Origin of the sequence: Olivibacter sp. EAT-5, from assembly GCF_044784325.1 — a bacterium.
Lineage (GTDB): Bacteria > Bacteroidota > Bacteroidia > Sphingobacteriales > Sphingobacteriaceae > Olivibacter > Olivibacter oleidegradans.
The window spans coordinates 3392756-3414869 of the sequence record NZ_CP173028.1; the positions used below are offsets into that span (position 1 = coordinate 3392756).

Below are 22114 nucleotides of genomic sequence, written 5' to 3' on the forward strand. Positions count from 1 at the left end.
TAAAAGTATACTAGAAGAGACTTTCGATATTTTCAAAAGCCTAAGTAGCCACTTTGTGTATCAAGGGAAAGAAGATGACAAACTAGGCAAATTAGCTTCTTCGACATCTAAAACCAAGAGCCAATCGTGATTTTTTCCGCTTGTTGGCGGAACAAATGTAAGTAGTTGTGATCCTTTAGATAAAGGAATCGGAATGATATAGCCATCTTTGGGTCTATACCAATGGGCAATGAGTTTGCCGCTAAATATTGTCGAATTGATAGTAAATTGTTGGCCACGGGCAGCATAGACTAACGCAAAACTGTTGCCTTCTGCACGCGCAGCGCAGAGATAGGTGCTATCGTTGTTATTTTTGCCTAGAATTAAACTGTTATCGGGAATGAGCTGTGCGAAGTTTCGTGCTGTCAGGATCTTTTTCAATGGTAGCATGGAAGCTGCACCTGGTCGTTTAAGGGATGCTTTCCACTCTTGGAGGCAGGGGATGTCGAACGTATCGTTTGCTGAGAAAAATTGCCAAATTGCATGATGACCATACGTATATCCGCACGCACCTGACAAAAAATTCCAGTAGGCGTGTACCCGAACGTCGTAATCCGAAAAATAGCCATATTTAAAAAAATTTTTATCCTTGATCAGTTTCTTGTCATCTAGTATATGTGGTGGCACACGTTCTTTACCGGTCCAGTCAATAAATTCCCAAAAACGGATTGGAATATCTTCGTAGGCGGGCTCCGCGTCGATCACGGGTTTTATCGGTTGTAAGGCATAGTCTCGAGCCGCAAATTTATAAACAGGGAAATAGGGATATGCATGGCCGGTTTGATAACTGTTGAAACCAAGCCAAGATGCCTGATGAAACCATTGAGATGATGAAGATTCTCCCGCCGGATGATAGGTTATAAGTTTCGCGTGTTTACCTTCCGCCTGTAAGCCTTTGGCCATTTGTGCCCAAATCGCTTTTACGCTGTCATTCAACACGTTTCTGTCGCCTCCAAGCATCCAAACGACAGGGCTATTGGCGTAACGTGTGCCTAAAAAACGACCGTATACGTATGCATTATCGGTATTGAAAACAACGGGGCCTTTGCCAGGTCTGTCAGATTTAACTTTGTCGGCCCAAGTTGGTAAAATGGCGAGATAGAGGCCTAACTCCCTTGCCATATTGATAATGGTGTCTACATGTTCAAAGTACGCTTCATTTGGTTTTTTTGGGTCGAAGTCGTATAAGGGGAGATCACCGTAATAGTTTGGTGTTCGCAAGCCGTCCTGTTCCGCTAATAAAACAGCTTGGATTACCGTGAACCCTTGTTTAGCTCGAGTTTTCAAATAATACTTGGCGTCTTCACGGCTCAGCTTATGGAAAAGTTCCCAAGCAGTGTCGCCGATCCAAAGAAAAGGGCGTCCGGCTTCTTCAATATAGTGCTTTCCCGGACTAATATGCAATTGACCTACGCTAGTATGATAGCCTAAGTGAAAGAGAACAATAAATAGATAGATGGTTGGTTGACGCATTTTTGTTCAGTTTATTTGGCTAATATAACGCACGCAAGCGGAGAATAAAAAAAGGGTTAAGAAAACACCAACATTGGCCTAAAAAGTATTATTTGACAGGCAATTAAAGCAGTAGCTTTGAAATCATCCATTCATAATTGCTTGAATCACCATGTTAAAAATGATGAAAAAAATTACTTTTTTGTTTAGCCTTTTTCTTTTGTGTTCTGTATGTTTTTCACAGACTCGGCCGACGGCACCATTTGGACTTAACTTGGCAGGGGCCGACTTCGGAGAAAATTTTCCTGGCGTTTACGGAGAAGATTATTACTATCCAACAGAAATGGAATTGGATTACTTTGCAGCAAAAGGGTTTAAATTATTTCGATTACCTTTTAAATGGGAGCGTATTCAACCGGTAATGGGCGGGCCTCTTGATACGGCAGAACTGAAAAGAATAATTGATTTTATTGATCATGCTGCTCAAAGAAATTTGTGGATTATTCCGGATATGCATAACTATTGCAGGAGAAAAGTGGGGGAAGTTTATGAACTTGTGGGGACAAGCAAGATCTCAACAAATTCTCTTGTAGATGCATGGGTGAAAATCGCGAAAGCGTTGCGGTATAAAAAGAACATTTGGGGTTACGGATTGATGAACGAACCACATGACATGCCATCAACTGATTCTTGGTTTCAAATAGCACAACAATTAATAACGGCGATTCGGATAGTCGATAGTGAAACACCTATCATAGTAGGGGGCGACGCATGGAGTTCGGCCGCGAAGTGGTTGCAATTTAGCACTCATCTCAAAGATCTGCAGGATCCTGCGAATAAAATCATTTACGAAGCCCATGTTTACTTTGACAAGGATGGTAGTGGTGCTTATAAATATTCGTTTGAGGAAGAAGAGGCCACTGAACAAATAGGTGTAAATAGAGTGAAGCCTTTTATAGATTGGCTTGCGAAACATAAAAAAAGGGGTTTCGTAGGTGAATATGGTGTGCCTGACGATGATGAAAGATGGTTGGAAGTACTTGATAAGGTATTAGCCTATATGCAGCAAAACGGCGTGTACGGCACCTACTGGGCGGCAGGACCCAGGTGGGGAAACTATAAACTGGCGGTTGAACCTATTAACGGAAAAGATAAACCTCAACTAAAAATCCTGGCTCGTTACTTGGAAGCAAATGAACGAACGAAATAACAGGCAGGTGCCGGATTCCTGCTTTACTTTTTTAATGGATGGCAGTGAAAAAAAAGCGGCAACGGATAAGATATTAGAAGGGAGTCTGCATTACTAGGAGAGGTTTCAGGGCATGAATTTAGCCCTGAACTGAGTCGGTGTCAACCCCTCCGCCTTTTTGAAAAGCCGATTAAAATTTGAAAGGTTCTGGAAGCCACACTGAAAGGCGATCTCGTTTACGCTTAAAGAAGTTTCGACGAGCAAACGTACGGCGCGATTAATTCGTATATTAGTGAGTGTTTCTATGAAGCTTTGACCAGTCTTCTTTTTGATGAAACGACTGAAAGCACCTTCTGTCATATTAACCAAATCAGCCAAATTCGCAAGACTAATGTTTTGCCCATAGTGCTGTTTCATATAAGCCAGAGCTTTCTCAGTACGTAGGCAGTTCGCTTTTATTGCGATATGTTCCTGATACAATCGACGTGATAAGGTAGTGTTCTCGCGATCTAACGCCAGTTGATGTAATAAACCGATGAGCTCGAGGAAGGTGTCAAAATTATCAGACCATTGAATGCTTTCGATTCGTAGCCGAACAGCTTGTATGGTAGGTTGACTAAAGGCAAGTCCTCGATTAGAGCGATCCAGTAAATGCCGCAAATCGGAGAATTGGTGTCGACGAAGCAGCTTGTCATCGAATAAATCGTTAGGCCATTGGATGGCAAACTCTTTGATGGTTTTTTCACCGCCCCGCACACGATCCCATCCATGCGGTAGATTAGGCCCAATAAGGACAAGCTCGTGGTCAGTTCTCAATTCGCTGACATGATCGCCCACCCGTCGCGTGACTCCACGCGCATTGCTAAGAAAGACCAATTCGAAATTTTCATGATAATGTATGGGTTCGTTCAAATGATATGTGTCTGTGGAAATAATCCGGAAACAATCGTGTTGGCGAAAAGGTACACTTGTTCGTATAATTGTTTTCGGATTATTTTTGTGTTGACCGATCATAGCATAAACATGATGAAAATACTGCCTGTAGTTAAGTCGCGCTACCGATAATAGTCTATATTAGTTTTCATTAGTATATCCAAGGGCATAAAATAAGCCTTTTCGATGGGTCGTTTCAATACGAGATACTCATATAAAAGTTTGATTCCCAAATATGCTTGATATTGAGGTTTCTGATTAATAAGGAAATTGATCACACCTTTTTTTAAATAAGCAACATTTTCTTCGATGAGATCGTAGCCAATCAATTTAACATTATGTATACCTTCCTCTTCAAAGATTGAGGCCACTTTATGTATAGCATTGCTGACGAATATGCCCTTTACACGGTTATGCGTATTTATAAAGTGTACTAAAGCGGCCTTTAACGCTTTGTCGTTTAGGTTCTCTGCCGCATAATGGTGGATGATGCGGTTTTGACGTCGAAAAAAATTATTAAAGCCTCGTTCTCTTGCTAAAAAATGAGAATGGTTGTCCTCTTTTTCGACAATGCGTACTACAAGGAGTTCCTCTTCGGGGTCTAGGCAATGATGTAGTATATCAGCTGCTAGTTTGCCACTGTCATGCGAATGTTGACCGATGAAGCTGAGAGCATCTACCTCTTGTAAATTGCTATCGAAGAAAATAACCGGTATTCCCTGGTCCTTGCAATGCAGAATCAAACGATCACTTTCTTTACGAAAGATCGGAACGATCAAAAAGCCGTCGAAATTACCGGCAATCGCTTTGTCAACAGCTTGTTTGAACGACTGCTCCTTATTCTGATAAAAATGGAAAACCTCTATTTGAATGCCATATTGCTCTAGCTCTTTAAGTGCGCGGTCAAAACCTTCTTGGTGTTGCTGCCAAAAGGGTATTTTTTTGGTCGCCTTCGGTATTAGGACGGCGAATGTGTACACCTTGCCCGATTTTAAACGACTGGCCAGGATGTTCGGTTTATATCCTAATTCCTCAATCGCTTTTAAAATGCGTTGCCGAGTAGCTTCGGATACGCCTCCTCGATTATGCAGTACACGATCTACCGGCCCAATGGATACCTGGGCATGTTCTGCAATATCTTTGATTCCGATGACTTTATTCTTGGTTTTAATGGCTTTGCGTTTTTTTTTCAAATGTATAGAAAGCTGAAGGAATAAAACAAAAAAATATTAAAAAAATTTGCAATGTTTTTAATAATCTTATAGTTTTGTCTCTATAGTTAACGTTAACTATTTCTATAAAGAAAAAAGTTAACGTACACCATTATAAATTTGTAAACCTAAAATAATGCGTATTATGAAGATCGGTATTGATAGTTACTGTTTCCATAGGCTGTTTGGAGAAGTATATCCTATGCAGGATGAGCCGGATCAACGTTTGTCTTTTGAAACTTTTTTAGCGCAATTGGATGAGTTCGAAATTGATGGGGTTTCCTTAGAATCCTGTTTTATTCCTCGGTTTAACCCGGAATACCTAAAAGCGGTGAAGCAGCAATTGGACAATTTAGGATTGGATAGGGTGTATGCCTGGGGACATCCGGATGGTTTAGAGGGCGGTAAGAATTTGAAGGCATTGGACGAGCTAATAGAACATATTGAGTATGCACATCAGATAGGCGCGTCCGTGATGCGCGTAGTGGGGAGTAGCCTTCAATTCAGATTTGAAGACCATCGGAAGCAGCTAGACTTACTCACCGAACAATTCGAACAGGCAGTAAAGGTGGCGAAAAAATATGATATAAAACTTGCTGTTGAAAACCATATTGATTTCAATGCCGAAGAAATACTGGAACTGGTTAAGCGGATTGATTCCAAGTATTTCGGCGTAAACTTCGATACAGGAAATTTTCTTCGTGTGCTGGACGACCCGATACAAGCAATGCAGAAATTGGCTCCATATGTTTATGCTACCCATATTAAAGACCTGTTACCGGTAAAGGGTGTGCCGGTTAATGAGTGGTATTTTTTCTCTTGCGTGCCGACGGGAGAAGGACTAATAGATAACGCTGCTCTCGCACGTATACTACAGGCTCAGGATTATCAAGGATTTTTAGCAGTCGAAATTGATTGCTTGCATCCAAAATATACCAATAGGGAAAGAGAAGTGGTGAACCAAAGTATCGAAACGTTAAAGCATATTACTAAACAAATCATTTATGGATAAAGCACTTTGTATTGGGTTGATTGGTTACAAGTTTATGGGTCGTGCACATAGTAACGCATGGAAAAAAGCTCCTTTGTTTTTTGATCTGCCCTGTAACCCCGTGTTAAAAACGGTGTGCGGACGGCATGCAGAAGCCCTTGGAGCGTTTGCCAAACAGTGGGGCTGGGAGCAAACGGAAACCGATTGGCGAAAGCTGGTTAATGATCCCACTATCGATGTTATAGATATTGCGCTACCGCAGCACCTTCATCATGAAGTGGTAATAGCAGCAGCAAAAGAAGGGAAGCATATATTTTGTGAAAAACCCCTAGCCATGAGCAGCAGGCAGGCGGAAGAGATGTGGCAGGTATGCGAGAATCGGGGCGTGGTGCATTATCTGAATCATAACTATAGACGGGTGCCCGCAATTGCATTGGCGAAACGGCTGATCAATGACGGAAAAATTGGGCGAATTTTTCATTGGCGCTGTGCTTACCAGCAGGACTGGATTGTAGATCCTATGTTTCCGTTAACTTGGCAACTCGATAAAAACGTGGCACAGGCGGGGCCGCAATGGGATTTAAATTCACATGCGGTCGACTTAGCCCATTATCTGGTGGGGGAGATAAAATCGGTAATGGCCCTTACAGCAAACTTTGTCAAGGAACGTCCATTGGCAGATGAGTCATCTACAGGCAACCTACAGGGCAAAGCACGGGGGAATCAAATGGGCAAGGTCTCGGTGGAGGATGCCGCGCTTATGCAGGTACAATTTGTAAATGGAGCGATTGGATCGTTCGAAGCGACACGTTTTGCAACCGGAAGAAAAAACAGCCTGACCTTTGAAATATACGGTAGCGACGGGAGCCTGACCTTTAACTTGGAACGCATGAACGAACTACAGTTCTTCTCGCGCCAAGAGGAACTTGTACAGCAAGGCTTTCGGAGAATTCTAGCCACTGAACCTGTTCATCCTTATACCGATCATTGGTGGCCGGCTGGACATATCATCGGCTATGAACACACTTTTGTCCATGCGGTGGCCGACTTTATGGAAGCAATCGTCAGTAAGGGATCTATTGAACCAAATTTCAGGGATGGTTGGCAAACCCTTCGCGTGTTAGAAGCGGGACTGGAGTCTGCAAAGACTAAACAGCAGGTATTACTTTAACATATTTATAGGAATGACAGCTAAAGAACAATTTGAACAGGATGGTTATCTTATCATCGATGTATTGAGCCAGCAGGAAATTGACGATTTTCGTATGCTGATGGATGAATTAATTAGTCCAAAAATTAAAGCCGACGACAGTCCGGCGCGTACTGCTGCTTTTCAACACTTGGGAGACGAATTGAGCGATTTCGGCAAAGAGGCGCGACAGTACTATTTCCATTTGCTCACGAAGCCAGGTACTGAATCTATCCACCATGCCTTTCATCATCCGGTTATTCTTGACACAGTCGAGAAGCTAATCGGGCCGAACTTAATCATTAACAATGCTTCCATATTGGCCGCCAATGAGGGCACCTCTTACTCATTGGGATGGCATCGGGATGTGATTCAGATTCCGCAGAATGAAATAGAAGACTGGCTGTTCTCTCCACAACGTTTTCATAACAGTGTACAGATTAACTTGCCATTGGTAGCGGAAAATTCTCTATGGATCGTTCCTGGTAGCCACAATAGACCCAATACCGAAGCAGAGAAGGTAGCTTTTGGAGGGTCAAAGCACTACGCACCCGTTGGAGCGGAGATGCCGGGCGGTATTCCGGTAACCCTCAAAGCCGGACAAGCAGTACTATACAATAATAATCTGATACATCGTGGTTATACCGAAAAAATGAACGTGCCACGCAGAACTCTGCACATGGGATATCACAGTGCAAATTACCCACCTACCTGGCATTTTTATCTCTTAAATGCCAATTTGTTAACGCCTGATTATCTGAAACGCCTGACCCCAACTATGAGAGAGATGATGCAAGAATATCTGGATTGTCGCCAACGTTACCCTAATATGGAAGACACCTGGAAATGGGAGTATAATTTTCCAGACAGCCCTTTAACATATCAACCAACTATTTAATCCTTTATCCTTGCGCAAACATGATACCGCTACCCAATCATAAAGATGTTGCTCTGTATTATTATATTTTGCTCTTCTCCTGTTTATTTCTTACTCATTGTGGGAAGAAGGAATCAAGGAAGGAATTCTCTACTGATTGGGCCTTTGCAGGAGGGGACGCAGGACAGCAGAAATTTAAAAAGTTGAGCAGTATCAACCGTTCCAATGTGCATTTGCTTCGGGAGGCGTGGGCATATCATTCGGGCGATTCTTCCGGAAATGTGCAATGTAATCCGCTCGTTATAGAGGGCGTTATGTACGCTACGACACCAGCGCAGCACTTAATAGCAGTGAATGCGGAAAATGGAAAAGAAATCTGGCGCTTCAATCCAGCTCGTAGAGGGGAGAAATTTGGCGGAATCAATCGCGGTCTGGCCTGTTGGCGCTCAAAAAATGGTGATGATGAGCGCCTATTTTACACAGCAGGCGGTTTTCTGTATGCTGTAGCTAAAGAAACCGGAAAGCCAGTGCTCAGTTTTGGCGATCAGGGACGAATTGATTTGAATGATGGACTGGTAAAGCCGAAAGAACAGATGGCTATTACCGCTCCGGCAGCCCCCATAATTTTTAAGGACCTTGTGATCGTAGGTACCATGAGCTGGAGCTCGCCGGCTAACGTTAGCGCTTATGATGTATATAGCGGTAAAAGACAATGGTTGTTTAATACCATTCCACATCCCGGTGAGCGAGGGTATGAGACTTGGGGTGATTCTTCTTTTTATCGTAAGGGTGCCGGGGTTAATGCGTGGGGTGGTCTTGCCTTGGATGTTGAAAACGGTATGGTTTATTTTGCTACCGGTCAACCTAAGGACGATTTTTATCGTGGGAATAACGGGGGGCAGCAGCTATTCGGAAACTCTGTTGTGGCTCTAGACGCTGGAAAGGGAAATTACAAATGGCATTATCAGGCGATACATCATGATCTTTGGGACCTTGATTTACCCTGTGCACCGATTCTTTGTATGCTTGAGGTGAAAGGGGAAAAAGTGCCTGGTCTTATTCAGCTCACAAAAACCGGTCATGTACTTTTATTTAATCGATTGACCGGCGAAATCCTATCCAAGGTAGAGGAGCGCCCGGTTCCAGGCAGTAGCTTACCGGGAGAGCATGCCTACCCGACGCAACCCTACGTTTCCTGGCCGGAGCCTTTTAGTAGGCAGATAGTGACGGCAGAAGATCTTACGGACCGTACGAAAGAGGCTAGGGAGTATGCGCAAAGGATATTTAAAAACGCTGATGCGGGTTGGTTTGTTCCTCCTTCTGAAAAAGGCATCATTTATTACGGAATCCATGGGGGAGCTGAATGGGGTGGGGGAGCGGTAGATGAGTCGAACCAGTTGCTTTTTGTGAATGCAAATGAACTGCCTTGGGTTATTCATATGCAGAATGTGAATCAACTAAACAATACCGAAAGCGATAGGCCTATCAGCGCGGGTAATGCAGTGTATCTGAAGATGGGATGCCAAAGCTGCCACGGTGGGGAAAGAAAAGGTCAAGGTGGCATTCCGGCACTCACTAATTTATCAAAGAAATACGATCAAAAAGGGCTTAGTGAAATTATCCGATCCGGTAAGAACGCCATGCCGGCTTTTGCACAGATAGAGGAGAAGGATATGCAGGATTTAACCAGCTTTTTGCTCGACCGGCAGCAGCAAAATCTACTGTCTGACAAGAAACAGCTGATCTTTCGCTCTTTAGGATATGTTAAATTTTTGGATCCGAATGGGTATCCCGCCGTTAAGCCGCCCTGGGGAACTTTAAATGCTGTTGACTTGCGAAGCGGAAAGATTAAATGGAAAGTACCTTTGGGTGAATATCCGGAGTTAACGGCGGCCGGTTTCCCGATTACAGGAAGAGAGAATTTTGGAGGCTGCATTGCAACCGCCGGTGGGCTGGTGTTCGTGGCCGCTACCGGTGACGAAAAACTGAGAGCTTTCGATCGAGATACCGGTAAACTACTATGGGAAACGAAATTGCCTTTTGGTGGGTACACAACGCCAAGTACCTACGAAGTAAAAGGAAAGCAATATGTATTGATTCCAGCTACCGGCGGTGGAAAACTGGGGGGGAAAACCGGAGACGTTTATATAGCTTACACACTTCCTTAACTAAAAAAACTAAACGATGATTAAACTAAACAATATTGTGCTGTTGAGCTGCTTGATATTTGCTGTTTTTACGCCGAGTTGGGCGCAGCAGGTTGGCAAATCGAAAGGCGAGCTTAATTTGTCGCTTTTTGAGAAAGATAACCTGGTTGCCTGGTGTATTGTGCCTTTCGATAGTAAAAAGCGTAAACCTGAAGAGCGGGCATCCATGTTAGACCAGCTGGGCTTGAAACGCCTAGCTTATGATTGGCGAAAAGAGCATGTGGCTACTTTTGATGAAGAAATACAAACCCTAAAGCAACATGGTATCAAGTTACAAGCTTTTTGGTTGTATGCAGGGGGCGACCCTGAGGGAGAAGGCGACTTGAAATTGATCACCGAAGCTTTAAAAAGGAATCGGGCTAAAACAGAGATCTGGGTATGGGTGAATGGTATTGAAGGACTCGATAGCTTAAATCAGGACGAAAAAGTGAAGAGAGTGGCAAAGTCGGTGCGCTATATTGCCGAAGAAGCCCGGAAGGTAGGCTGTAAGGTCGGTTTATATCATTACGATGGCTGGTTTAGTGAGCCGGAGAACCAACTAGCAGTTATCAACTATCTCAAAATGCCGAATATCGGGATTGTATACAATTTTCACCATGCACAGAAGCACCTGGAACGATTCCCCGATTTTTTTCCGAAAATCCTCCCCTATCTTATGGCTATCAATGTGGTTGGGCTGAAACAAGAGGATGATTTAAAATTGGTGCCCGTAGGTTGGGGCAACAGGGAACTGGAATTACTAAAGCTGATTGCGTCGAGCCCCTATAGGGGTCCCATCGGTATTATCAATGACGGTTTGGAACAAGATCCCGAAGTGGCGTTAAAGAAAAATCTCGAAGGATTGGAGCGTATAAAAACACAATTAAAAAAATCAACACATAGGCCATAGATATTTACTATTAAAGCCTAACTAACCATTTACTAAACAAATCTAAATGTATGAAGACACAATTAAATGATGTCAGCCGGGGACCGCTTTGCCTAAAAAGTGGACGCAAGTCGTCCTGCTGCGCTAAGAAGGTTTTCTTCTTCTGTCTATTCTTCATGATATGGGCAGCAACCGCTGTGGCACAGCAAGCTACAAGGGTAATAAGTGGTACTGTAACGGATACCAACGGGGAGACCTTACCTGGGGTAAGTGTCCGGTTGAAAAATACCGGTACAGTCGTTCAAACAGACGCAAAAGGTAGCTTTCGCATGCCAATTCCTAGTCAAGGTGGAATATTAATGTTCAGTTTTGTGGGCTACACTTCGGTGGAACAGGTTGTCGGAAATAGCGCTACTATGAACATCAGCCTTTCCCTTGCGAGCACCATGCTTGATGAGGTGGTGGCCATTGGTTATGGTACCATTAACAGAAGGGACCTTACGGGCGCGGTAGCTTCTGTAAAAGGTGATGAGTTAACGAAAGCAATTCCTTTTAGCGTAAATGAGAGCTTACAAGGGCGTATTGCAGGGGTTAATGTCAATCGGAACGATGGAGCCCCGGGTGCCGGCATTAGCATTACCATTCGAGGCACCAACTCATTTACGGGCAGTGAACCGTTGTATGTTGTAGACGGTATTCCTTTTACTTCGGCCCAGACACCAGCAGGAGCAGAAGATAATTTCCAAACTATCAATCCGTTGTCTTTTCTTAACCCGCAGGATATAGAAAGTATTGAGGTGCTTAAAGATGCATCGGCGACGGCGATTTATGGCTCAAGAGGTGCCAATGGGGTGGTGTTGATTACAACGAAAAAGGGAGCCGCCGGTGTAGATAAGGTAGAGTTTATTTCCAATACCTCATTAGCTAGTGTTTCCAAACGTGTAGACATGTTGGATGCTTATCACTATGCGCTTTTCCAAAATGAAGCGTATGCAAATTATAGTACTTATGAAGGTACCGCGTTGACGGTTCCCTTCCCCGGGGAAGTTACGTTAGATCAGGTAACGGGTAGAGAGGTTTATACACCTAAACCGGAGGATTATTTAACCGGTTTACCGGAAGGGACCGCTTATCCGACGGGATTTCGTGGTACCAATTGGCAGGATCAGATTTTCCATCATGCCGTATCACAAGATTACACATTACGGTTTTCAGGAGGAAATGATAAGGGTACTTATTCCCTTTCAGGAAATTACTTGAATCAGAAAGGAATTATCATTAATTCGGGTTTTAAGCGGTATAATGCGCAACTAAATGTAGAAAGGAAGATCAATGATTTCTTATTGGTAGGAACTAACAACAATGTTTCTTATACAACCTTTCAATTTGGCAAAACAAATACCTCAGGTGCACAGCCAAGTTTAATCAGCTCTGCGTTGTATTTTCCACCTACCTATCCTTTGGATGATCCGAATTCGGATCTTCGGGAAAACGCAATCAATAATAGTAATCTCGCTAACCCCTATAAAACCTTACATTCTTCGCGAGATATGACCTATTCTACCCGTGTGTATACAGGTGCTTACATTCAGCTCAACTTTACACCGTTTTTGAATCTCCGTGAGCGTATTGGTTATAATTACAATACCAATAAAAGGGAAACTTATTATGGTAGAGATATCAACGAAGGGAGGGCGCCTATTTATGGAAGAGGTTCTATCGGTGACAATAACTATAAACAGTTTACCTCGGAGGCCATATTGAGTTTCAATAAAGTATATGATGAGAAACACAGCATTAATGCCATGGGGGCATTTACTTACGAGCAAGGTGACGCGGATTACCAAACCATGAGTGCCACGAATTTTCCGACGGATATCACCAAAAACTTTAACTTACGTGCCGGTTTGGTGCCTTCTCCCTTGCAGAATGGTCGGCAGGAAAACTCGCTGATGTCTTTTCTTGGCCGTGTTAATTACAGCTATCTGGGTAAATATCTATTTACCGCTTCTTTTCGGCGGGACGGATCGAGCAAATTTGCGGAAAACAACAAATGGGCCAACTTCTCTTCTTTTGCTTTAGCGTGGAATGCGGGGGAAGAAAGTTTCGTAAAAGAACTGAATGTTTTTTCGAACTTGAAGCTGCGCGCCAGTTATGGACAAACGGGAAATCAGGGTATTGGCCCCTATGGAAGTGTATATAGCACCGTAGTAAGTAACGTGCCTATTAACGGCTCTATTCTCAGTGGTTTTTCAATTGATGAAAACAAGGGCTTTGTCGATGAAAATATTAAGTGGGAAACAACCACTCAGTATGATGCAGGAATGGATATGGGGTTTTGGAAAAACAGAGTGAATGTAACGGTTGATGTATATTTAAAAAGGACAAAAGACCTGTTGCAATCTATACAAATTCCGATGAGCTCAGGCTTCCGTACGATGTTAACCAATTTTGGGACCGTTGAAAATAAGGGGTTGGAAATCACCGCAGATGCTTCGCTGATTCAGGGTGCGACCTTTAAGTGGGACGTTTCGGGCAATATTGCCTTTAACCGAAATAAGATTTTAGATTTACCTGCAGATCAATACGCAAACAGGCTATGGTATCCATTTGATCAGATATTTTTACAGCGGAATGGCCATGCGATCGGAACGATTTTTGGCTTGAAAGAAGACGGCTTCTACGATTCAATCGAAGAAGTGAAGGCCGACCCGCAATATGCATCGCTTTCTGCTGCGGAACAACTCGCTAAAGTTGGTGAGATCAAATACCAAAATGTAGATGATGATCCTTCCGGTATTTCTCAAACGACCGACCGTGCAATTATAGGAAACACCAATCCCAATTATATTTTTGGCCTAACTAATAATTTCAGTTATAAAAAGTTTACCTTGTCGGTTTTTGTCCAAGGTTCAGTTGGAGGGGATATTCTTAATTCTAACCTATTAAAGGTAACCATGAGCCAATTGGGTAACATTCCGCAGTTTGCTTACGATACACGTTGGACGCCAGATAATACAGAAAATGCAAAATGGCCGAAAGCAAACGCGTCAGCCTCACGAGCTTACTTATTCTCAGACCGTTTCATTGAGGATGGAACCTTTGTACGCCTGAAGAATATTAACCTGGGTTATACCTTTACACCGCGATCAAAATACCTTTCTGCTTTAAACCTTTATTTCTCCGTTAGCAATGTATTCACTATATCCGATTATAGCTGGTTTGATCCGGATGTAAACTCTTTTGGTGGAGACGCCTCGCGTAGAGGTGTAGATATGAACTCCTATCCTAATAGCCGTATGTTTACTTTAGGACTAAAGGCATCACTTTAACTAGCAATGGATAACTTATAAAACTAAAAATAATGAACGCTACAAAATATATCTTATTGCTCAGCACAATATTCATTTTAAACGGGGCGTGCGAAAAAGCCTTGGAGGAAACACCTTATGACTTTGTTTCGCCTGATCAATTGGGTAAGAGCTCTGAACAGGATGCTAATTTATGGGTAAATGGCGCCCTGAATACTTTAAACAGCGGCAATTTTTTTGCCTACGCTGTATGGAATCGTCCACACGAAATGGATTGCGATGATATCACCGGTAAAGATTGGGCGTTTTCGAACTTAGGCGCCGGCAACTTCTTGGGTACTTCTGCTAAGAACGATTTACGGACGTATTGGTCAGGACCTTACGCACTGATACAACGTTGTAATGTGGCCATCAAAAGGATAGAAGAGATGACTTTTGATGAGGCTGCCAAAAACAACGCGCTTGGGCAACTACATTTTCTAAAAGCCTGGGCTTATTTTGTGCTGGTACAAGCTTTTGGTCCGGTGCCTATTCATAAAGAATCGATCGTCGATGTGGGGGTAGGGAATGTCGCTTTGCCAAGATCTCCCGTGAGCGACGTTTACGCTTATATTATTGAAGAATTGCAATTGGCGGAAACACAGCTGTATTCGAAACAGAATAGCAAGCACGAGATCGGTCGTATTAGCCAAGAAGCGGCCAAAACCATGTTGGCGAAGGTTTATACCACCATGGCATCAGGAGCACTTGCAGGTGCACAGCTAACGGTAATGGGCGGTGCGCAAACGGCAACGATAGATGGAGTGCTTACTCGTATCCCACCCGTTCCGCTAACGCATACAAAGCAAGTTGTGGCGGGTTATGAGTCTTTTGATGCCGCAGCCTATTTTAAGTTAGCGCGGGACAAAGCTAAAGAAGTGATTGACGTTGCCAAAGCGGGAGGGAATTTTAATTTATTTCCAAGCTACATGGATGTGTGGTCCATTGCCAACCGAAACAGAGGCGAGCACTTCTGGCAAATGAATGCCACCAATAGTGAGGAATTTGGGAATTTTCTTTCGTATCAATATGTCGGTGTGATCTTACCACATGGTTCAATCGACGGAGGGCATTGGGCGTTGTCTGATCATTGGTATGATCTATTTGAAGAACAGGATGAACGTATCCGAAAAGGGGTCATACATCGTTATCAGCTTTTCGCTAACGCAGCTTGGCAATATTATCCCGGGAAAGATAGTTTAAAGGTAAAGAACAGTGCAACGGTGCCAACGGAAGAAGGTTATCAACCAACAGATAATTATGCTCCGGATAACTGGCACGTTGCTATGGCAGCCAAATATGCCCAGGTTACCGATCGTACGCTCTATCGAGCCGATATGCCTTATCCCTTTTTGCGTTATGCTGAAACCTTACTGATTTTTGCAGAGGCGGAAAATGAGGTGAATGGTCCTACATCAGAAGCCTATGAAGCACTTAACGCTATTCGTCGGAGAAGCAACGCCTCTTTGCAATCGGTAGGTAATATGGATCAGCAACAATTCAGGTCTTTTGTTTTGGAAGAACGGCGTCGTGAACTCCATTTGGAAGGTGTACGCGCTTGGGATTTACGCAGATGGGGGATTTATTTGCCGGTGATGAACGCCATTGGCGTGGATGCAAATAATATCATCAAGCGTCGGAATAACGCACATTTACTTTTTCCTATCCCCGAAGAGGAGATCAATTCAAATCCTGGTATGGTGAATAACCCTGGATGGTGATGCAGAGGTCCCACTTCCTTTGTTTATTCTTAGGAAGTGGGTTTGTCTTGATGTAAATCAATCTTCCGATGATTAAAAGCGATATCTACAGAGCGCAGCATCTGTTTAATAGATTACGCGCCACAACGACTGTTCCGATATAGAGCTTGCCAACTGGATAATAAGACGGCAGGGATTCTAATCGTTTTTCTGTGTATACCAAATGTCTTGATAAAGCTCAGGATAACGTTTAAATTGGCCGTGCACATAGGGGCACAGAGGCACAATTTTTAAATTGTTCTCACGGGCGTACTCGACTAGCTTGCTTAACAGCAATTTTGCATAACCCTTGCCTTCATATGCGGGATTAACCTCCGTGTGATAGACCGTCAGTTGTCCGTTATGAACGGAAATTTCCATTTCACCTACCTGTTGGTCATCGACGAGGAGCTGGATTTGGCCCCGATTGTTTGCTAGTGCTACTTTTAACTGTTCCATAAGTTGCCTTTATTAGTTTAAGTACTTTCTATTGTATTTTTTGTTTATTTAGTCGCAAAATTACGGCGTATTTCCACTAGGGCTGTTAATCTAGACTAAGAAAAGTGACTGAAAGTGTGCTCTTGTCTGTAGCCAAATGCGGTGCATTGCGAAAAACCTTACTCAAGATAACCGAATTTACCCATATTAAAGTCCGTAATTGCCTGCCTGATTTCTGCGTCTGTATTCATAACAAAGGGGCCATAGCTGGCAATCGGTTCGTGGATGGGCTCACCGCTTAATAAAAGCGCGATGCTCTTTTCCGGCGCATGTATACTTATTTCTTCACCCTCATTTTTAAATAATACAAAGCCGTGTTCAGCCACTTTTTGACCATTTACTTCGATCTCCCCATTTATGGATAAGACAGCTGTGTTGTGTGAACTGGGCGTTGAGGTGTGAAAGGTTCCTCCACTGTTCAACCGTATGTCAAAAAGATTGAGCGGTGTGTAGGTCGACGCCGGCCCATGCACGCCCTGTGCGCTACCTGCAATGACGTTGACAATGCCCTGATTGTTTTCGAGCACGAGTTTACCCATATTTTCGGCAAGAAGAGCTTGGTAATGAGGTGTTGCGGATTTGTCTTTTTGGGGAAGGTTCACCCACAATTGTACCATTTCAAATAATCCTCCTTTTTTCGAAAATGCTTCTTCATGGAATTCTTTATGCAATATCCCGTCTCCGGCAGTCATCCACTGCACATCGCCCGGGTTAATAACGCCACTATTACCGGCACTATCATAATGGGCTACGCTACCTTTGTAAGCAATGGTAACCGTCTCAAATCCTTTGTGAGGATGTACGTCAACACCGCGCACATGATCGGAAGGGCCAAAATCATAAGCGGCATTAAAATCTAACATCAAAAAAGGACTCATTCGCCTTTGCGTAATAACACCCTTCGGAAAATAATTAAACACCCTAAAACCATCGCCCACCATTCCGGGTCTAGTTGGCTTAGACACAATGTTCTCAATTAGCTTTTTCATGATTTCTTTTCCTTTCTACAAAGGTACAGGTGTCTTGAGGCGAAAAAATTGACCTATGGTAAGAAAGATCGCTTTGGTTTAAACACGACTATTACGCCTGGCCAACTCTTTGCGTACCCGGCTTAATGATTCGGGTGTGATGCCAAGGTAGGAGGCAATCATGATTTGCGATATGCGCAAAGTCAATTTGGGATAGAGCCGTATAAAGTCCAGGTATCTTTCTTCGGCGGTTGCAGCTAAAAGCTGGTTGATGCGACGTTGCATATAACGAATGCTATTGTGCAGAAGATAAATATGATATTTTCCGAATTCGGGACAAATTTCAGTAGCATGCTCCATGAAATTTTTGGTAACAATCACTACCTGTGTCTCTTCCAACACATCAATGTTGAATGCTGCCGGCTCATGAAAATAAAAACTATTGCGATCACCAAGCCACCAATCTTCAGGAGCAAATTGGATCGTATGTTCCTTGCCCTGGCTGTCGAGCGTGTAGGCCCGAAGCAATCCACTGCATACAAAATAGCCAAGGCCTGTTGATTCCCCTTCCCTTAAAAGAATTTTTCCTTTTTGATAGGTTTTTTCTTTTAATTCCTGCTTCAAAACGCTAATTTGTTCTCCTGTTAGAGGCGTATGGCGTTTGAGATAATTTTCGAAAGCTTGCATGTGCCAATTTAGTAATTTTATACATCATCGAAAAAAGCCATGGCAAAAATTGTTCTCCTCTCAGCCAGTATCAGACAAGGTCGAAATAGTCACCGGGTTGCCCTCTATTTTAAAAATTATATCGAAAGCAATCAGTTGGCAGATGTAGAGATGGTCGATCTTGATATTTATGATTTTCCGCTGTTTGAAGAGCGTTTACGCTTCTTAAAGAATCCGTCCGAAAAGATTTTGGATTTTGCAGCAAAAATAAGGGAAGCAGAGGGCGTTTTGCTGGTTACTCCGGAGTATAATGGAGGATATCCGGCTAGTCTAAAGAACGTAATCGATCTGCTATATGATGAATGGCGTAAAAAACCTATTGCGCTAGCTACGGCATCGGCCGGTAATTTCGGCGGTGCACAGGTCATGACATCCCTGGTGTTCAGTCTATGGAAGATCGGCTCCATACTTGTACCAGCTATGTTTCCGGTTGCCAAAGTGCAGGAAGCTTTTAATGAACAGGGTGAACCGTTGGACAAAGCGCAAACAGATAAAAGAGCGCATACTTTCGTGAGCGAATTGCTGTGGTTTATCGAAGCAAAAAAAAGAATGCATAACTAAGGAAGCGGAAAACATAAATCGCTTATTACAAGGTAAGATAAACTTTGCTTGCTACAAGCAGGCAAGGTTTTATTGTTATTAATGAAGTGTAGTTGTCCAATTGCTGCACTAGTATTGGCCATGACCTATAACCTATAACTGAAAGCCTACAACTCAAGCAATCTTTCGTTTTCGAAAATAAAAGCCTTTCAATTTTTATTATGATTTTTTATAATCTTTGTTTATTTTTGATTTCGAAAATAAAACAAAAATAAACGAAAGCATATGTCAGAAACGGTAATGCCTAACCAACGAAGGGAAAAGATAATCGAGTTGCTTAAGGAAGACGGTTTTGCCAAAGTGATTAATCTGGCAAAAATCTTCAAAGTAACCGAAGTTACGATTCGGCAGGATTTGGAGAAGCTTGAAAAAGAGGGCGCTCTGGTTCGGGAACATGGAGGGGCTTATTTGAAAAATATAGAAGATAAAGTAAGAACCTTATCACTTAGTAACCAAGACAACCTAGATAAAAAGGAAAAGATAGCGAGTAAATGTATTGAATATATTGAGAGTGGTGACAGCATTATTCTTGATTCCGGTTCAACCACAACGGAAATTGCCAAGAAGTTGAAGGGTTTTAAGAACCTTACCGTTATTACCAATGCCCTGAACATAGCCATGATGCTCGGGACCGAACCGGGTATTGACTTAATTGTTACAGGAGGTGAATTTAAACCACCTACCTTGTCGCTTACCGGACAAAAGGCGGCTGATTTTTTTCAGGGTATTTATGTGCAGAAACTTTTTCTTGCTACAGCCGGACTCTCGTTGAAGGCTGGTTTGACCTATCCCAGTATCAGCGATATTGTAGTGAAAAAAGCAATGATTGATGCCGCGGAAATAACGTATTTGGTGGCAGATTCAACAAAAATCGGAAAAAGCTCTTTTGCCAGCCTTGGTGCATTATCCTTAGTGGATTATGTCATTACAGACTCTGATATCAATGAGCGTGACAAGAAGGTGTTTGAAGAAAATGATATCGAAATTCTACTTGCTTAAAGCATAAACTAAACTAACATATAAACATTCGATATGAATAATAAGGGGACTTTAGGCGTTATTATCGGAAACCGCGATTTTTTTCCGGATAAATTGGTTTCGGAAGCACGCCTTGAGATTATGGAACAGCTCGAAAGGTTGCACATAAATTACGTCGTGCTGGACGAATTTCAGACAAAATTAGGAGGCGTGGAAACTTTTAAAGATGCCCAACGATGCGCCGAACTGTTTAGGAGACATGCTTCGGAAATAGTGGGCATATTAATGGTATTGCCTAATTTTGGTGATGAACGTGGTGTGGCCGAAACCCTAAAATTGGCTGGTTTGGATGTCCCTGTTTTAGTACAGGCCTATCCGGATGAATTGAACAAATTGGACCTTGCCAGGCGACGTGATTCATGGTGTGGGAAGATTTCGGTATGCAATAATCTATATCAATATGGAATAAAATACACCCTTACGAATCAACATGTGTTGCATCCAAAGGATCCCGCTTTTGCTCAGGAAGTGCTTGATTTTTTAGCCGTCTGTCGTGTGGTAGGTGGATTGAAACGTTTAAGGATTGGTGCTGTGGGAGCTAGGCCTGGCGGGTTCAATACGGTTCGGTATAGCGAAAAGCTTTTACAGCGCCATGGTATTTCAGTCATTACCGTCGACTTATCCGAGATCTTAGGTAGAGCCAATCGTTTGACTAAAGAGGATGCATCGGTAAAAGAGCATCTCGACAGAATTAACGCTTACGCTTCACAAGGGAAAACCCCTGATGAAGCAATGATACAGATTGCCAAGCTGGATGTGGTATTAAATCAGTTTATGGTAGAACATGATTTGGACGCTACAGCAATCCAGTGTTGGACGTCGCTTCAAACAAACTATGGCTGTAATGTATGTACCAGCATGAGCATCATGAGTGAAAACATGCTACCAAGTGCCTGTGAGGTGGACGTGACGGGAACATTAAGCATGTATGCGATGCAGTTGGCTTCGAGCTCGCCGAGTGCTTTGGTCGACTGGAATAATAACTATGCCGATGATGCCAATAAATGTGTGCTTTTCCATTGTGGTAATTGGGCAAAGTCATTCCTGCCTGACGTTGAAATTAGCAATGCCCCCATTTTAGGTACTTCCGTTGGTGTCGAAAATACGTATGGAGCGCTCGACGGTCGCACGCCGGCTTCTCCTTTGACGTATGGACGTATTAGTACGGATGATCCTAAAGGCATCATCAAAGCATATATTGGAGAAGGAACGCTTACAGACGACCCTTTGAATACTTTTGGAAATCGTGCGGTAGCACAGATTCCGGACTTACAGCGTTTGATGCAATACGTGTGTCGTAACGGTTTTGAGCATCATGTGGTTATGAATGCCTCCAACACGGCGGGCATCTTGAAAGAAGCCTTGGGGAATTATATGGGCTGGGAAGTTTATCAACACTGTCCCGAAAATTAAATCGTAAAGTTATGATAGTAAGTGAATTAATTGCGAAGTCAAAGGAGTATCGTCAAAAGATTTTAAAATATATAGTGGGCGCAAATGCCGGTCATACGGGAGGGAGCCTATCATGCATTGATATTCTAAATGTACTGTATAACGTGGTGTTAAATGTTAGTCCGGACAACTTTGAATCGCCTGATCGAGATCGCTATATTCAGAGTAAAGGGCATTGTGTAGAAGCCCTATTTGTAGTATTGGCCGATAAAGGTTTTTTTTCGGAAGGCGATTTAAATACACTATGCCGTTACCAATCACACTATATAGGACATCCTACCCGTAAGGTAAATGGCGTAGAACAAAATACGGGGGCACTTGGACACGGTTTGCCGATTAGTGTCGGCACTGCATTGGCAGCAAAAATGGATGAAAAAAATTACCGGGTATTTACCTTATTGGGTGATGGCGAATTGCCTGAGGGATCCAATTGGGAAGCAGCCCTGACGGCAGCACACTATAAGCTTGATAATCTATGTGCCATTCTAGATAAGAATAATTTACAAATTACCGGATCGACAGCGGACGTTTGTAACACCGATCCCGTGGATCTGAAATTCGAAAGCTTCGGTTGGGCGGTTAAACATGTGGATGGCCACGATTTAGCGGCAATAAAAGATGCATTGGAAAGTGTACCTTTTGAGGTAGGAAAGCCTAGTATGCTTATCGCTCATACGGTGAAAGGCAAAGGTGTGAGTTTCATGGAGCATAATATTAGCTGGCATCATGGTGTTCCGAATGAGGAGCAATATGCGCAAGCAGTAGCGGAACTAAGTGCATAAACATT

General features: G+C 43.0%; 18 protein-coding genes. 12 read left to right on the plus strand and 6 right to left on the minus strand.

Going from position 1 to position 22114, the window contains the following annotated elements:
* Positions 1–60: 60 nt before the first annotated feature.
* On the minus strand, positions 61–1512 hold the full coding sequence (locus ACH11B_RS13955; protein WP_377610303.1) for a glycoside hydrolase family 140 protein: 1452 nt from the start codon (positions 1510–1512) through the stop codon (positions 61–63).
* Between the two features lie 160 nt (positions 1513–1672).
* Between ACH11B_RS13955 and ACH11B_RS13960 the strand changes: the two genes are divergently transcribed.
* Positions 1673–2701, plus strand: a complete 1029-nt coding sequence (locus ACH11B_RS13960) for a glycoside hydrolase family 5 protein (protein ID WP_377610305.1) — start codon at positions 1673–1675, stop codon at positions 2699–2701.
* Positions 2702–2806: 105 nt separating this feature from the next.
* Here the strand turns inward: ACH11B_RS13960 and ACH11B_RS13965 are convergent, their stop codons facing one another.
* Positions 2807–3592: a helix-turn-helix domain-containing protein gene (locus ACH11B_RS13965; RefSeq protein ID WP_377610307.1), complete on the minus strand. Its 786-nt coding sequence runs from the start codon at positions 3590–3592 to the stop codon at positions 2807–2809.
* 143 nt (positions 3593–3735) lie between these two features.
* Positions 3736–4806, minus strand: coding sequence for a LacI family DNA-binding transcriptional regulator (locus ACH11B_RS13970; protein ID WP_377610309.1), 1071 nt, complete (start codon positions 4804–4806; stop codon positions 3736–3738).
* A 163-nt stretch (positions 4807–4969) separates the two neighbouring features.
* Between ACH11B_RS13970 and ACH11B_RS13975 the strand changes: the two genes are divergently transcribed.
* The 7 genes from ACH11B_RS13975 to ACH11B_RS14005 are packed head-to-tail and all read left to right on the plus strand — an operon-like array spanning position 4970 to position 16027.
* Complete coding sequence (locus ACH11B_RS13975) at positions 4970–5836, plus strand: sugar phosphate isomerase/epimerase family protein (protein WP_377610311.1); 867 nt, start codon at positions 4970–4972, stop codon at positions 5834–5836.
* Positions 5829–6986 carry a Gfo/Idh/MocA family protein gene (locus tag ACH11B_RS13980; RefSeq protein WP_377610313.1) on the plus strand — a complete coding sequence of 386 codons (1158 nt, stop codon included), beginning with the start codon at positions 5829–5831 and terminating at the stop codon, positions 6984–6986. Before ACH11B_RS13975 ends, ACH11B_RS13980 begins: the two co-directional genes overlap by 8 nt.
* A 13-nt stretch (positions 6987–6999) precedes the next feature.
* Complete coding sequence (locus ACH11B_RS13985) at positions 7000–7902, plus strand: phytanoyl-CoA dioxygenase family protein (RefSeq protein ID WP_377610315.1); 903 nt, start codon at positions 7000–7002, stop codon at positions 7900–7902.
* Between the two features lie 20 nt (positions 7903–7922).
* Positions 7923–10049, plus strand: coding sequence for a PQQ-binding-like beta-propeller repeat protein (locus tag ACH11B_RS13990; protein ID WP_377610317.1), 2127 nt, complete (start codon positions 7923–7925; stop codon positions 10047–10049).
* A 16-nt stretch (positions 10050–10065) separates the two neighbouring features.
* Positions 10066–10977 carry a sugar phosphate isomerase/epimerase family protein gene (locus tag ACH11B_RS13995; RefSeq protein WP_377610319.1) on the plus strand — a complete coding sequence of 304 codons (912 nt, stop codon included), beginning with the start codon at positions 10066–10068 and terminating at the stop codon, positions 10975–10977.
* Positions 10978–11027: 50 nt separating this feature from the next.
* Positions 11028–14288 (plus strand): SusC/RagA family TonB-linked outer membrane protein, encoded by a 3261-nt coding sequence (locus ACH11B_RS14000; RefSeq protein ID WP_377610321.1) that lies wholly within the window; start codon positions 11028–11030, stop codon positions 14286–14288.
* Positions 14289–14320: 32 nt separating this feature from the next.
* Complete coding sequence (locus tag ACH11B_RS14005; RefSeq protein WP_377610323.1) at positions 14321–16027, plus strand: RagB/SusD family nutrient uptake outer membrane protein; 1707 nt, start codon at positions 14321–14323, stop codon at positions 16025–16027.
* 177 nt (positions 16028–16204) lie between these two features.
* On the opposite strand, the gene ACH11B_RS14010 is transcribed toward ACH11B_RS14005, so the two are convergent.
* The 3 genes from ACH11B_RS14010 to ACH11B_RS14020 form a co-directional block, all read right to left on the minus strand.
* Entirely contained in the window at positions 16205–16504 is a 300-nt protein-coding gene (locus ACH11B_RS14010) for a GNAT family N-acetyltransferase (RefSeq protein ID WP_130857130.1), read from the minus strand.
* 158 nt (positions 16505–16662) lie between these two features.
* Positions 16663–17532, minus strand: coding sequence for a pirin family protein (locus ACH11B_RS14015; protein ID WP_013665882.1), 870 nt, complete (start codon positions 17530–17532; stop codon positions 16663–16665).
* 78 nt (positions 17533–17610) lie between these two features.
* Positions 17611–18198 (minus strand): Crp/Fnr family transcriptional regulator, encoded by a 588-nt coding sequence (locus ACH11B_RS14020; protein ID WP_013665883.1) that lies wholly within the window; start codon positions 18196–18198, stop codon positions 17611–17613.
* A gap of 39 nt (positions 18199–18237) precedes the next feature.
* On the opposite strand from ACH11B_RS14020, the gene ACH11B_RS14025 reads away from it, so the two are divergent.
* From ACH11B_RS14025 to ACH11B_RS14040, 4 genes are all read left to right on the plus strand, one after another.
* Positions 18238–18798 carry an NADPH-dependent FMN reductase gene (locus tag ACH11B_RS14025; protein WP_013665884.1) on the plus strand — a complete coding sequence of 187 codons (561 nt, stop codon included), beginning with the start codon at positions 18238–18240 and terminating at the stop codon, positions 18796–18798.
* A 264-nt stretch (positions 18799–19062) separates the two neighbouring features.
* Positions 19063–19836: a DeoR/GlpR family DNA-binding transcription regulator gene (locus ACH11B_RS14030; protein WP_013665885.1), complete on the plus strand. Its 774-nt coding sequence runs from the start codon at positions 19063–19065 to the stop codon at positions 19834–19836.
* 33 nt (positions 19837–19869) lie between these two features.
* Positions 19870–21288: an L-fucose/L-arabinose isomerase family protein gene (locus ACH11B_RS14035; protein ID WP_130857131.1), complete on the plus strand. Its 1419-nt coding sequence runs from the start codon at positions 19870–19872 to the stop codon at positions 21286–21288.
* Between the two features lie 11 nt (positions 21289–21299).
* On the plus strand, positions 21300–22109 hold the full coding sequence (locus tag ACH11B_RS14040) for a transketolase (protein ID WP_130857132.1): 810 nt from the start codon (positions 21300–21302) through the stop codon (positions 22107–22109).
* Positions 22110–22114: the final 5 nt, after the last annotated feature.